At 58.1% G+C, this 13,069-nt stretch carries 10 protein-coding genes; 7 read left to right on the top strand and 3 right to left on the bottom strand.

The annotated features are described in order from the left end of the window. Positions 1 to 193: 193 nt before the first annotated feature. Together QMX93_RS26535 and QMX93_RS26540 are read left to right on the top strand one after the other, a co-directional pair. Entirely contained in the window at positions 194 to 2,047 is a 1,854-nt protein-coding gene (locus tag QMX93_RS26535; protein ID WP_282358492.1) for a polyurethanase, read from the top strand. Between the two features lie 285 nt (positions 2,048 to 2,332). After that, positions 2,333 to 2,707, top strand: a complete 375-nt coding sequence (locus QMX93_RS26540; protein ID WP_282358485.1) for a hypothetical protein — start codon at positions 2,333 to 2,335, stop codon at positions 2,705 to 2,707. A 111-nt stretch (positions 2,708 to 2,818) separates the two neighbouring features. Here the strand turns inward: QMX93_RS26540 and QMX93_RS26545 are convergent, their stop codons facing one another. Beyond that, on the bottom strand, positions 2,819 to 3,043 hold the full coding sequence (locus tag QMX93_RS26545; protein ID WP_053119977.1) for a YgdI/YgdR family lipoprotein: 225 nt from the start codon (positions 3,041 to 3,043) through the stop codon (positions 2,819 to 2,821). Between the two features lie 195 nt (positions 3,044 to 3,238). Between QMX93_RS26545 and QMX93_RS26550 the strand changes: the two genes are divergently transcribed. From QMX93_RS26550 to QMX93_RS26570, 5 genes are all read left to right on the top strand, one after another. After that, positions 3,239 to 4,891 (top strand): VRR-NUC domain-containing protein, encoded by a 1,653-nt coding sequence (locus QMX93_RS26550; RefSeq protein ID WP_282358486.1) that lies wholly within the window; start codon positions 3,239 to 3,241, stop codon positions 4,889 to 4,891. Continuing rightward, positions 4,888 to 7,155, top strand: a complete 2,268-nt coding sequence (locus QMX93_RS26555) for an ATP-dependent DNA helicase (RefSeq protein ID WP_282358487.1) — start codon at positions 4,888 to 4,890, stop codon at positions 7,153 to 7,155. Before QMX93_RS26550 ends, QMX93_RS26555 begins: the two co-directional genes overlap by 4 nt. A gap of 161 nt (positions 7,156 to 7,316) precedes the next feature. Next, complete coding sequence (locus QMX93_RS26560) at positions 7,317 to 8,225, top strand: zeta toxin family protein (protein ID WP_282358488.1); 909 nt, start codon at positions 7,317 to 7,319, stop codon at positions 8,223 to 8,225. A gap of 97 nt (positions 8,226 to 8,322) precedes the next feature. Next, positions 8,323 to 10,242, top strand: coding sequence for a PAS domain-containing sensor histidine kinase (locus QMX93_RS26565; protein ID WP_282358489.1), 1,920 nt, complete (start codon positions 8,323 to 8,325; stop codon positions 10,240 to 10,242). Positions 10,243 to 10,316: 74 nt separating this feature from the next. After that, positions 10,317 to 10,853 (top strand): hypothetical protein, encoded by a 537-nt coding sequence (locus tag QMX93_RS26570; protein ID WP_053119988.1) that lies wholly within the window; start codon positions 10,317 to 10,319, stop codon positions 10,851 to 10,853. A gap of 252 nt (positions 10,854 to 11,105) precedes the next feature. On the opposite strand, the gene QMX93_RS26575 is transcribed toward QMX93_RS26570, so the two are convergent. Together QMX93_RS26575 and QMX93_RS26580 are read right to left on the bottom strand one after the other, a co-directional pair. Then, positions 11,106 to 11,402 (bottom strand): hypothetical protein, encoded by a 297-nt coding sequence (locus QMX93_RS26575; RefSeq protein WP_159811295.1) that lies wholly within the window; start codon positions 11,400 to 11,402, stop codon positions 11,106 to 11,108. Between the two features lie 187 nt (positions 11,403 to 11,589). After that, on the bottom strand, positions 11,590 to 12,933 hold the full coding sequence (locus QMX93_RS26580) for a cation:proton antiporter (protein WP_282358491.1): 1,344 nt from the start codon (positions 12,931 to 12,933) through the stop codon (positions 11,590 to 11,592). Positions 12,934 to 13,069: the final 136 nt, after the last annotated feature.

A 13,069-nucleotide genomic window follows, 5' to 3' on the forward strand; every position in this document is an offset into this window, starting at 1 on the left:
CGCTGCCGAAGGCTGCGATCTTTTGATTTTGTTTTTAACATCAAAAGATCGCAGCCTTCGGCAGCTCCTACAGGGGGAGTGTGCGCGCATGTATTAAGAAGTGCTGTATCGAAATGCTCCGGGGCGGCCTGCGAGGGGCGCTCTGGCTGTGAGCTATCTCTGAACAATTCCAACAAAAAGAGAGGCAATGGCAATGGGTGTGTATGACTACAAAAACTTCGGCACAGCCGATTCCAAGGCGCTGTTCAGCGACGCCATGGCGATCACGCTGTATTCCTATCACAACCTCGATAACGGGTTTGCTGCCGGTTATCAACACAATGGCTTCGGCCTCGGCCTGCCGGCCACACTGGTCACGGCGCTGATTGGCGGCACCGATTCACAAGGCGTCATCCCCGGCATTCCGTGGAACCCCGACTCGGAAAAAGCCGCCCTCGACGCGGTCAAACAGGCCGGTTGGACACCGATCACCGCCTCGCAATTGGGCTACGACGGCAAGACCGATGCGCGTGGCACCTTCTTCGGCGAGAAGGCCGGCTACACCAGCGCTCAGGTAGAAATTCTCGGCAAATACGACGCCCAAGGCCATCTCACCGAACTGGGCATTGCCTTTCGCGGCACCAGCGGGCCACGGGAAATCCTCATTGGCGATTCTATCGGCGACGCGATCAACGATCTGCTCGCGGCATTCGGCCCCAAGGATTACGCGAAGAATTACGTCGGCGAAGCCTTCGGTAATCTGCTCAATAACGTCGTGACATTCGCCAAGGCCAACGGTCTCAGCGGCAACGACGTTCTGGTCAGCGGCCACAGCCTCGGCGGCCTCGCGGTCAACAGCATGGCCGATTTGAGCGGTGGCAAATGGGGCGGTTTTTTCGCCGATTCCAACTACATCGCTTACGCCTCGCCGACCCAGAGCAGCACCGACAAAGTACTCAACGTCGGCTACGAAAACGACCCGGTGTTCCGCGCCCTCGACGGCTCGACCTTCACCGGCGCCTCGGTCGGCGTGCATGACGCGCCGCACGCATCGACCACCGACAACATCGTCAGCTTCAACGATCACTACGCCTCGACCGCGTGGAATCTGCTGCCATTCTCGATCCTGAATATTCCGACGTGGATCTCACACTTGCCGACCGCGTATGGCGATGGCATGAACCGGGTGATCGAGTCGAAGTTCTACGACCTGACGAGCCGCGACTCGACGATCATCGTCGCCAACCTGTCCGACCCGGCGCGCGCCAATACTTGGGTGCAGGATCTCAATCGCAACGCCGAAACCCACAAGGGCAGCACCTTCATCATCGGCAGTGACGGTAATGACCTGATCCAGGGCGGCAGCGGCAACGACTACCTGGAGGGACGCGCAGGGAACGACACGTTCCGTGACAGCGGTGGTTACAACGTCATCCTCGGCGGGCAGGGCAGCAACTCGCTCGACCTGCAAAACTCAGTGAAGAATTTTGATTTCGCCAACGACGGTGCGGGCAATCTGTACGTCCGTGATGCACAGGGCCGGATCAGCATCACTCGCGACATCGGCACGATTCTGACCAAGGAACCGGGGCTTCTCTGGGGCGTGTTCAAGGATGATGTGAGCCACAGCGTCACGGCCAATGGCTTGAAAGCGGGCAGTAATGTCACGGCCTACGAGTCGAGCGTGAAAGGCAGCAGTGGCGTCGATACGCTTAAGGCACATGCGAGTGGCGACTGGTTGTTCGGGCTGGATGGCAACGATCATCTGATTGGCGGCGCGGGCAACGACGTGTTTGTCGGCGGCGCAGGTAATGACCTGATGGAATCGGGGGGCGGGGCGGATACGTTCCTGTTCAACGGCGCGTTCGGGCAGGATCGGGTGGTGGGGTTTACCTCCAACGACAAAATGGTATTCCTCGGTGTGCAGGGTGTTTTGTCGGCGGATGACTTCCGTGCGCATGCCTCCAGTGTCGGGCAGGACACGGTGCTGACGTTTGGCAACGACTCGGTGACGTTGGTGGGCGTGGCGCTGAATAGCCTGAATGCCGACGGTATCGTGATCGCCTGATTCGTTAGGGCTATCCCAAAACCTGTGGCGAGGGGATTTATCCCCAATGGTTGCGCAGCAGCCCCAAATTCTGAGCATGCGCTGTGTCAGACACACTTCTGCTTAAGGGTTTGGGGTCGCTGCGCGACCCATCGGGGATAAATCCCCTCGCCACAATGAATGGTGTATGTGACTGATAAGCCTGTTTCTGACTCAAACCCCTGCAAAAACAGGAAATGCGGCCTAAAGCCAGCACGTGCACACACGTTCTACAGCTAGCTGCCATTGAGTACAGGAGATTCAAACGTGAAAGGTTTCAAGGGGTATATCGGTTTCGTCGGGCTGGCGCTGTGTTCGGCCAACGTCTGCGCCGATCTGCCTCAAAGCTCGATTCTGAGCCGCTACGGCATCACCACCGACCAACTGCCGATCCCGGTGAAGACTGCCGAGGACAAACCGGTCAAAGAAAAAAGCCGCTTTCAGATTCAGCCCGAACAACCGTTCGTGACGATCCGTCTGGGTGACGGCAAGCAGCCGCCAACCACCGGCAATCTGAGCATCGACCGCATGGCGCAACAGGATCTGCAGCGTTGCCAGCGTTTGCAGGGCGAAGTGGTCAAGCGCGGCGGGACGTACATGAGTTGCGACAACAGCATCCCCGGCATGGCAACTCCCGAGTAATGATCGTTCCCACGCTGTGCGTGGGAATGCATCCCGGGACGCTCTCCCTTCCAGAGCCGAACGCGGAGCGTCCGTTGCGGCGTTCCCACGCAGAGCGTGGGAACGAGAGTGTTAGTCCTCCTTGCGCACGGTCGCCACTTCATCGGCGCGCACTTTCACTTTCGCCCCGGAAATATCTTCGAATTCATAGAAGCCGTCCTTGGTTTCGGTCTTCGGCATGTCCTTGGTCAAATACTGGGTACCGTTCTGCAACGTGACCACGGTCTGGGTCGAGCAACCGCCTAATGCCAGCAGGGCGGCAACCGCCAATGGAAGGCCCAGCGTCTTGATGTTCATAGCCACCTTAAACTCCTCATGCGATGTAGTACCGATCATTGTCGGTGTTCTAACGCGGTTGGTGTCATGGCACCGTGAAAAGTTCGATGTTCACGGATAAAAAATGCCATTGATCTTTTTCCGTTTGCACGGGGTAGGGCTGAGCTGGTATCTGTACGCATAACCAGTACTCGCTCGCCATGGCCCTGAATTCCCGTGACTGCCAATCCCCTCGACGATCCGTTTTATTACCTCAACAACTTCCGGCAAGTGCTTGATTGGCTTGAGCTTCGCTATGCCGATGTGATGAGCGAAACGGAGCGCGCGTTTATCCGCGACTTCAATGCGCTGCCGCGAGCGTCGCAGGGTCTGCTGGTGCGGATGGTGATGCGCAAGGGCATTCATTTTCGCGCGGGGAAACTGACTTACGCCGAAATCGGCGACATCGCTGCAGCCGCACAGCCGTTGCTGGCGCGCGGCTGGCTCGACGAGCAGGCGCCGTTGGCGATCGCAGAGCTCTTTGATGTGTTGCTCAAGGCTGAAATCCTGCAGGCTTTCGGTGACTTTATTGATCGACCCAAGGGCCGAAAGGATGAATGGCTGCCTTTGCTGGCAGAACAGTTCGATACGCCGCGAACCCTGCGCGACTGGGCGCCGTCTCTGAATGATCGCCTGTTCAGTCTGACCATCATGGATCTGTGCGATCGCCTGCGCCTGATGTTCTTCGGCAACCTCTATCAGGATTGGTCGGAATTCGTCCTGGCTGATCTCGGTATCTTTACTTACGAAAAAGTCGAATTCTGCGCCGATTCCCGAGGCCTGCGCAGCCGCGCGGACGTCGACGCCTGCCTGTTCCTGCACAATTGCCAGTTGCGTTTCGAAGCCGGTGAACCGCTGGAAACTATCTTTGAACAGGTCAGCGCGCTGCACTTCGACAACCCTTGGCTGCAACGACGGCGCGGCAAAGTGCTGTTCCAGATCGGCCAGTATTGCGAGCGCATCACCGAATTTGCCCTGGCCCTGAGCATCTACCGTGACTGCGCCTATCCCGGTGCGCGGCTGCGGATGATCCGCGTGCTGGAGCGCAGCGCCGAATACGCGCTGGCGCTGGAGCTGGCGTTATTGGCCGAACAAGCCCCGGAAAGCGCCGCTGAGCAGCAAGGTCTGCAACGCATCATGCCGAGGTTGCGACGCAAACTCGGCGGCCCGCCGCTCAAGCGCGCAACGGCAAAACCCGTGGAGCGTCTGGATTTGCACCTGCCACGCAACGATCCGGCGCTGTCGGTGGAGTTTTACGTGCAGGCGCATCTGCACGACGACGAGGGCCCGGTGCATTACGTCGAGAACAGCCTGATCAACTCGCTGTTCGGCTTGCTCTGCTGGCCGGCGATTTTCGCGCCGTTGCCTGGGGCGTTTTTTCACCCGTTCCAGCGCGGCCCGGTCGATCTGCTCAATGAAGATTTCCAGCAACGTCGCACCGAACTGTTCCAGGCCTGCTTCGCCGAGCTCGATGATGGCCGTTATGCCGACACCATTCGTCAACGGTTCGTGGATAAATGGGGCGTGCAGTCGCCGTTCGTGTTCTGGGGTGCACTGAATGAGGACTTGCTGGAACAGGCGCTGGCCTGCTTGCCCGCGGAGCACCTCAAACACTGGTTCAATCGTTTGCTGCTCGACATCAAGGCCAATCGCGCCGGCATGCCCGACCTGATCCAGTTCTGGCCGCAGCACAAAACCTACCGAATGATCGAAGTCAAAGGCCCCGGCGACCGCTTGCAGGACAACCAGTTGCGCTGGCTGGAGTTCTGCCACCAGCACCAGATGCCGGTTGCCGTGTGTTACGTGCAATGGGCGGAGCAGAGCGCTTGAGCTACAGCATTGCCGTGCGGGCACTGTGCGAGTTCACCGCCAAGACCGGCGACCTCGACTTGCGCTTCACGCCGTCACCCACCGCGCTGGAAGGCATCGCCGGCCACCGCACCGTAGCCTCGCGGCGCAGCGACAATTACCAAAGTGAAGTGGCGCTGGAAGGCGAATTCCTGCAGTTGAAGGTCAAGGGCAGGGCGGACGGCTACGACCCGGCGCAGAACTGCTTGGAAGAAGTCAAAACCTATCGTGGCGACCTGAGTAAACAACCGGCCAACCACCGCCAGTTGCACTGGGCGCAGGCGAAAATCTACGGCTGGTTGATGTGCCGCAAACTGGATTTGCAGGAGATCAATCTGGCGCTGGTGTATTTCGACATCGTCAGCGAAAAGGAAACCTGTTTGGTTGAGGCGTTCAGCGTCGACACCTTGCGCGAGTTCTTTGAGCAGCAATGCCGCTTGTTTCTGTACTGGGCTGAGCAGGAAATGGCGCACCGCGAGGCGCGCAATCTGGCAGCGCAGCAGTTGCGCTTTCCCCATGCGGATTTTCGTCCAGGTCAACGGCATCTGGCCGAATCGGTGTTCAAGGCTATCAGCACCGGTCGTTGCCTGATGGCCCAAGCACCGACCGGCATTGGCAAAACCCTCGGTACATTGTTCCCGATGCTCAAGGCGCTGGCGCCGCAGCAACTGGACAAAGTGTTCTTCCTGACAGCTAAAACCCCCGGGCGCAAACTCGCGCTGGACGCCAGTCAGGTGTTGTTCGATCAATCGCCGACGTTGCCGTTGCGTGTGCTGGAAATGGTTGCCCGGGACAAGGCTTGCGAACACCCGGACAAAGCCTGTCACGGCGAATCCTGCCCGTTGGCGCAAGGCTTTTATGATCGTCTGCCCGCCGCCCGTGAGGCCGCCAGCCGCATCAATCTGCTTGATCAAGCCGCCATGCGTGAAGTCGCCGCGCAACATTCGGTATGCCCGTATTACTTGAGCCAGGAAATGGCCCGCTGGGTGGACGTGGTCGTCGCCGACTACAACTATTACTTCGACTTCAGCGCGCTGCTGTTCGGTCTCGCCCAGCTCAATCAATGGAAAGTCGCGGTATTGGCCGATGAGGCGCACAACCTGGTCGAGCGTGGCCGGCAGATGTACAGCGCCAGCCTCGATCAATTCGTCTTGGGCAGCGTGCGCAAAACCGCCCCCGAAGCGCTGAAAAAGTCTCTGCAACGGGTCAACCGTGAATGGAACGCGCTGCATGCGCCGCAACTGGCGGCGTATCAGGCCTACGACAAAGCTCCGGAAAAATTGCTGCAAGCGATCTCTCTGTGTTGCGCGGCGATCGGTGATTACCTCAACGATCACCCGCAAGGGCTCGACAGCGCGTTGCAGAACTTCTATTTCGATTTACTGCAGTTTGGCCGGGTGGCCGAACTGTACGACGAGCATTACCTGTTCGACATCAGCAAGCGCGACCTCGACCGCAAACGGCCGCTGTCACAGCTGTGTTTGCGTAACGTGGTGCCTGCTGCGTTCATTGGCCCGCGCCTGAAGTCTGCGCGCAGCAGCGTGTTGTTCTCCGCGACCCTCAGCCCACGGCGTTATTACGCCGACCTGCTCGGCACGCCGGCTGATACGGTGTGGATCGACGTTGAATCACCGTTCAGCGCCGAGCAATTGCAGGTGCAGATCATCAGCCGCATCTCGACCCGCTTCAATCACCGGCAGGCATCACTGGAGCCAATTGTCGAACTGATTGCGCGGCAGTTCAGCGAGCGCCCGGGTAACTATCTGGCATTTTTCAGCAGCTTCGATTATCTGCAACAGGTGGCAACGTTGCTCGCCGAACGGCACCCGCAGATCACCCTGTGGCAGCAATCGCGGGGCATGGCCGAAGGGCAGCGGCAGGCGTTTCTTGATCAGTTCACCGCTGACAGCCAAGGCGTTGGTTTTGCGGTGTTGGGTGGAGCATTTGGCGAGGGCATCGACCTGCCGGGCGCGCGGTTGATCGGTGCGTTCATTGCGACGCTGGGGCTGGCGCAGCTCAACCCGGTAAACGAACAGTTGAAACTGCGCATGGCAGCGATTTTCGGCGCCGGTTACGACTACACCTATCTGTTCCCGGGGGTGCAGAAGGTGGTGCAGGCGGCGGGCCGGGTGATCCGCACTCGCCAGGATCGCGGTGTGGTGATGTTGATCGATGATCGCTTTGCCGAGAGCCGGATCAAGCAGCTACTGCCGAAATGGTGGGCACTACAGCATTCGCCTGGCTGATTGTTTTGGAGGCCGTTTCTGATAGCGCTGTAGGAAGTTTTTCCTTTTAAAAGCAGTGACATATCCCGTATTGAAGCCGTGTTTGAAGGTTTCGCAAAAGCAGACTTTATTGATAAGACCGCTCAAGCGGTTCAGCCCATTATCGATAAGGACATCGACCCATGACCATTAATGCCATCTACCGCTACACCCCGGAACAACTCAGTGCCGCTCTCAGCGATATCACCGCAACGTTGTTCGCCGGAATCACGCCTGACACCCGACCCAAACTATTGATCACCGCCGGCGTACAAAGCTCGGGCAAGACCTGGCTGCTGGAAAAAACCTTGTTGCCATCCGGCAACTACAAAAACCACGTGCGCCTGTATTTGCCGGAATACCGCAGCAAACACCCGCAGTATCAAGAAATGCTCAAGCACGGCGTACTGCACGCCTATGAGCACAGCGAAACGTTCATTCGCGAGCTGTGCGGCAAGATCTTCGAAAAAGCCTTCACTGAGAAACTCAACATCATCATGGAATGCGCCTTCGACTCGATCGACTTTGCGGCGCTGCCTGCCATCGCCGTCAACGCGGGATATCAACTGGAGGTGCACATCGTCGCGTGCAATCAGCCTTTTGCATTTCTGTCCGGCTTCAAACGGGCCTTCAAAAGCCTGGAAACGCAGGAAGTCGAACGATTTGTCCGGCCCTCGGAACTCAAAGCCAGTCTGGCAACGGCGCATGCAGTAGTGTTTGCACTTGAGGCAGCGGCAAAGTTGTCGGATGGCTCGCAAATCCTTTTATACGAACGTGGAATGGGGGCTCTGCAAGATCGAGTGTTGCGTGCACGCAGCCTTTACAGCAGGGACGAGCAGGGCGTACTGAACGTGACCACGCCGAATGAGCCCTATAGCTATGCGGAGTACCAGCGCATCAGCAGTGCTTCAATCAGTGGCAATATGGAACGCGACGAATTCATCAAGGCGTGCCACCGGATGCTGCTGCAGACCCGGCAATACGCCGAGCAGATCCCTGACTATGTGTACGACGCGCTCTATTCACGCATTCTCAAGTACGTGCAGCGTTGAATGACCAAATCCTTGCGAGGTTTAACCGACATGCGCTTCCCAAACCGCCGGTTTGACGCATACTCCTCCAATACCAAATGTGCTTGAGTCGTACCTGATGATCAAAAACACCAAGACCGCTGCGATCGAAGAAATGCGTTTCAGGCTTTTGATCGATGCAGTGGTCGACTACGCGATCTACATGATCGACCCGGACGGCATCATCACCAGCTGGAACTCCGGCGCCAAACGATTCAAGGGCTACGAAGAAGCCGAGATTCTCGGTGAGCACTTTTCCCGCTTCTATACCGCCGACGACCGCGCCGCCGGGTTGCCGCAACGGGCGCTCGACACGGCAATTCGTGAAGGGCGCTTCGAGGGCGAAGGTTGGCGGGTACGCAAGGATGGCACCAATTTCTGGTCGCACGTGGTGATCGATCCGATCATCGACCCCAATGGCCAACTGCTGGGGTTCGCCAAAATCACCCGCGACCTGACCGACCGCAAGATGGCCGAGGAAACCCTCAGACGCAGCGAACAGCAGTTCCGCATGCTGGTGCAGGGCGTGACCGATTACGCAATCTACATGCTCAGCCCCGAAGGTCGGGTCAGCAACTGGAACCAGGGTGCACAGCGGATCAAAGGCTATCTGCCTGAAGAAATCATCGGCGAGCATTTTTCGGTTTTTTATACGCCAGAAGACCGTGCGGCCGGCGAACCACAACGGGCGTTGGCGATTGCCACCCATGAAGGTCGCTTCGAAAACCGTAGCTGGCGGGTACGCAAGGACGGCACGCGGTTTCTCGCGCACGTGGTGGTCGATGCCATTCGCGGTGAAACCGGCACGCTGCTCGGCTTTGCCAAGATCACCCGTGATGTCACCGAAGCCCATAAAGCCCAACAGGATCTGGAAAAAACCCGCGAAGCCTTGTTCCAGGCGCAGAAGATGCAGGCCATCGGCCAACTCAGTGGCGGCATCGCTCATGACTTCAACAACCTGCTGACGGTGATTCTCGGCAACCTCGAGATTGTCCAGAAGCGCATTGGCGATGATCCGAAACTCAACCGGTTGCTGGAAAACGCCACCCAGGGCGCACTGCGCGGCGTGTCGCTGACCCAGCGCATGCTGGCGTTCGCTCGTCGTCAGGAACTCAAGACCGAGGCGGTCGATATTCCGCAACTGGTGCAAGGCATCACCGGGCTGCTGCGCAGTTCCTTGGGGCCGAACATCAAAATCGAGACACGTTTCCCCCTCGAACTTGATCGCGTATTGGCTGACACCAATCAGCTGGAACTGGCGATCCTCAATCTGGCGACCAATGCCCGTGATGCCATGCCCGACGGCGGTAGCGTCATTATCAAAGCTGAACACGAAGTGGTGCTGGAACAAGCTCAGCATGCGCTGGCGGCCGGTCACTACGTGTGCCTGAGCCTCACCGACACGGGTGCCGGCATGGATGCCAACACCCTGGCATCGGCCAAGGATCCGTTCTTCACTACCAAAGGTCTGGGCAAGGGCACCGGGCTGGGCTTGTCGATGGTGCATGGCTTTATTGAGCAACTGGGCGGGCGTTTTGTTCTTAAAAGCGAACCGGGGCAGGGCACCGCGGCTGAACTCTGGCTGCCAGTGGCGACCCATGCGGACATTGCCAGTCAGGCGCCGGTCATTGAACCCGTCAGTTCAGTGCCACGCTTGAGCGTATTGGTGGTGGACGACGACAGTCTGGTACTGACCAGCACGGTGTTGCTGCTCGAAGACCTTGGCCACCGGGTGCTGAGCGTCACCTCCGGTGCTCAGGCGTTGAACCTGTTCGATCAGGGTGAAGTGATCGATCTGATGATCACCGACATGGCCATGCCGCACATGAGCGGCGCGCAACTGGCACACGCCGTACGGTTGTTGAAACCGGATCTGCCGATCATCCTCGCCACCGGTTACGCCGAGCGTCTGGAGGGTTTTGCGGCACAACTGCCGCGTTTGCCGAAACCGTTCACGCAACTCAATCTGCTGGAAGTCATTGCCCAATCAATGAAATGACCCGTCGGGAGATTCGCCTGAACTTGTCCGCTGTGGAGTTCTTCTAACTGTTTTCCACTCCGGAGCGTGCGTCCTTGTCTCGCATACTGACTCATCCAACTGCTGAAGAAACCCTGACCGAACACGACGCAAAAATGTTTGGCTCGCCCAAGGAGCGGCTGGATTTTTACCGTCGGGAAATACAGTACGAAACCAGCATTCTGGCCAACCGAACTGACGCTTATCTGGCGGCGCAATCGTTTCTGGTGATTGCTTTTGCTTCGTGCATGGCCAATCTCAACCCGGAGTGGGGCAAGTTGTTCACCTTGGTGGTGCCACCGTTTCTGGCATTGCTCGGGCTGCTTAGCTCGCTCAACGCCTGGCCAGGGATTCGGGCGGCGTACGACATTATTGATCACTGGCACTTCAAGCAGAGTCACTTGCTGCACAGTGAACCGGTGATGGGCTTGGCGTATGACGAGTCGCCGCTGTTCAGTGAGATGGAGTCGACTCACAAGGGGTACCGAAAGTCGCTGCTGTTTTCGGTGCGAACGCCGTGGATTTTTGCGGTGTTCTGGATAGTGTTGGGGAGTTATGCGGTGTTTATTCAGGTGACTAATCCTGGGGGATGATGCATAGCAAAAAGCCCGACTGAAATGGCCGGGCTTTTCATATTTCGCAATCAATCTGCGGTGTGCTCTAAATCGATCCCCCTCACCCCAGCCCTCTCCCCCAAGGGGTAGAGGGGGAAGGGAGCAGATCTTTGCTGTGTTCAAACATGAGTTCGACCGGATATTTCAGGCCGGCGTATCTCGAACAAACACTGCGGTCAGTCCCCTCTCCCTCCGGGAGAGGGCTAGGGTGAGGGCTTTTGACCTACAGCCTCAAGCCACCGTCTCAAGCTCTCGACGCAACCCTGCCGAATTCTGCGAAGACATCGGAATCGGCGGGAAGTCCTCGTTCAGCACGCACAGATGATCAATCGCGTCTTCAAACATAAAATCGGCTTTCTTGCGCAAGGCTCGATAGTGCTCAAACTGTTCGAAATCCAGATTTTCCACTTCCAGCAACGCATTCGCCGCTCGATTCAGCGCGTGGGCGTTTTCGAAGAGTTGACGATTGCGTTCCAGAGCCAGTGCTCTGCAAGCCTTGATTTGCGCAGGAGTCGAGCATTCTTTCATGACCGTAACCTTATTCTTCGGGGTTCCTTTTCTCAGGCCCTCAAGCCGCAGGGGAACCGAACCTGCCGGGCCCCGTCGGACTCATCCGGCGGGGGGTTATGCTTGTGACTATCGACAATCGGGCAGGGATCCATTTTTTTTAAAAAGAATATTCGATGGGTTTTCATGGAAAACCTATAAGGAAAAATCAGCTTTTTTGTTTTTTCCGCTGTTCGTAGCGCGCCAGGATCGGTTGCGTGCTGATGCCGTGTAGCAGAATGCTCAGCGCAACCACCGACAGCGTGAGATCCGTGCACAGCGTCGCCACCGAATCCGTCAGCCCATGGTTCAGCGCATAAAACAGATAAAACAGACTGCCGATCCCGCGGATGCCAAACCAGCCGATCAACAATCGTTGCCTGCCTTCAAGCAACGATCCCCAGGGCATCAAAGCCACACAGGCCGGACGGATCACACAAAACAACACGGCACCGACCAGTAATGCCCGCCAGTCCCAATGGGCGATCAACACGACGCCAAGCAGGGTCACCAGAAACACTTCCATGGCCCGTTCGACCAGACCGCCAAACGAAAGCATGTCGCCCATCATGATGCCGGCAGCCACCTGGCTGCTTTCCAACCGCTCGGTATCGCCATGCACCGCGTATTGCGGCTCGATATTCTGGTGGCCCACCACCGGTTGCACCAGATGCTCGGCGGGCGGCTGACCGGAACCGGTGGATTTCACTTCGATCTGGCGCAGGCCCAGGCCCGCTGCGAACACCGACAGAAAGCCGTAGCCGCCGATGGCTTCCGCCACCACGTAGGCGAGGGCGATCAGCGCTAGCGCGAGGTAATCGTTGGGGCTCAAGGTGCTGTCGTCATTACGGATGCGCAGCGACAACGTGACGCGTCCGATACCGCGCCCCATCCAATAACCGGTCAAGAGTCCCGCGGGCACGGCCCACAGCACATTGCGCAAGACCCAACCCTGCCACTCGGCGGAGGTACCTTCGCCATGGATCAACAGCAGTCCGAGAATCACAAACGGGAACGCGATCCCGTCATTCAAACCCGCCTCACCGGACAGGCCGTAGCGCACGCTGTCGACGTCCCGCGCATCGTTGACCTGCACCAGCGCCGCCAGCACCGGGTCGGTCGGCGCCAGGATCGCGCCAATCAGCAGCGACGGCCCCCACGGCAATTGCAACGCCCAATGCAACAGCAGACAAACCCCGATGATGGTCACCACCATCACCGGCCCGGCCAGTCCAAAAGCGATTCGCCAACGCTTGTCACGCAGCGGCAATCGCAATTTCAACCCGCAGACAAACAGCGAAAAGAGCACCGCAACTTCCGTCAGGTGCTCCATCCACAGCGAGGTTTCTTCCAAAGGCAGTTTCAGCAGGCCCAAGCCACTGGGGCCGATGCCGATGCCCAGCAGCAGGCAAACCGCTGACGTCGTGACCGGCATCCAGCGCAAGTACGACGAGGTCAGTGCCAGGGTCAACAACACGGCGCCGAGCACCGCGACCCACACGATAAAACTCATGTTGTGCCGCCTCCGAATGTTCCATATGACGGCAATCGCACCGCATTTTTTGGGTAGCTGCCATATCACTGTAGGAGCTGCCGCAGGCTGCGATCTGTTGATCTTGAAACACAGGCAAAAGAGCGCAGCCTGCGGC

This window comes from Pseudomonas sp. PS01303, assembly GCF_029959385.1.
Lineage (GTDB): Bacteria > Pseudomonadota > Gammaproteobacteria > Pseudomonadales > Pseudomonadaceae > Aquipseudomonas > Aquipseudomonas rustica.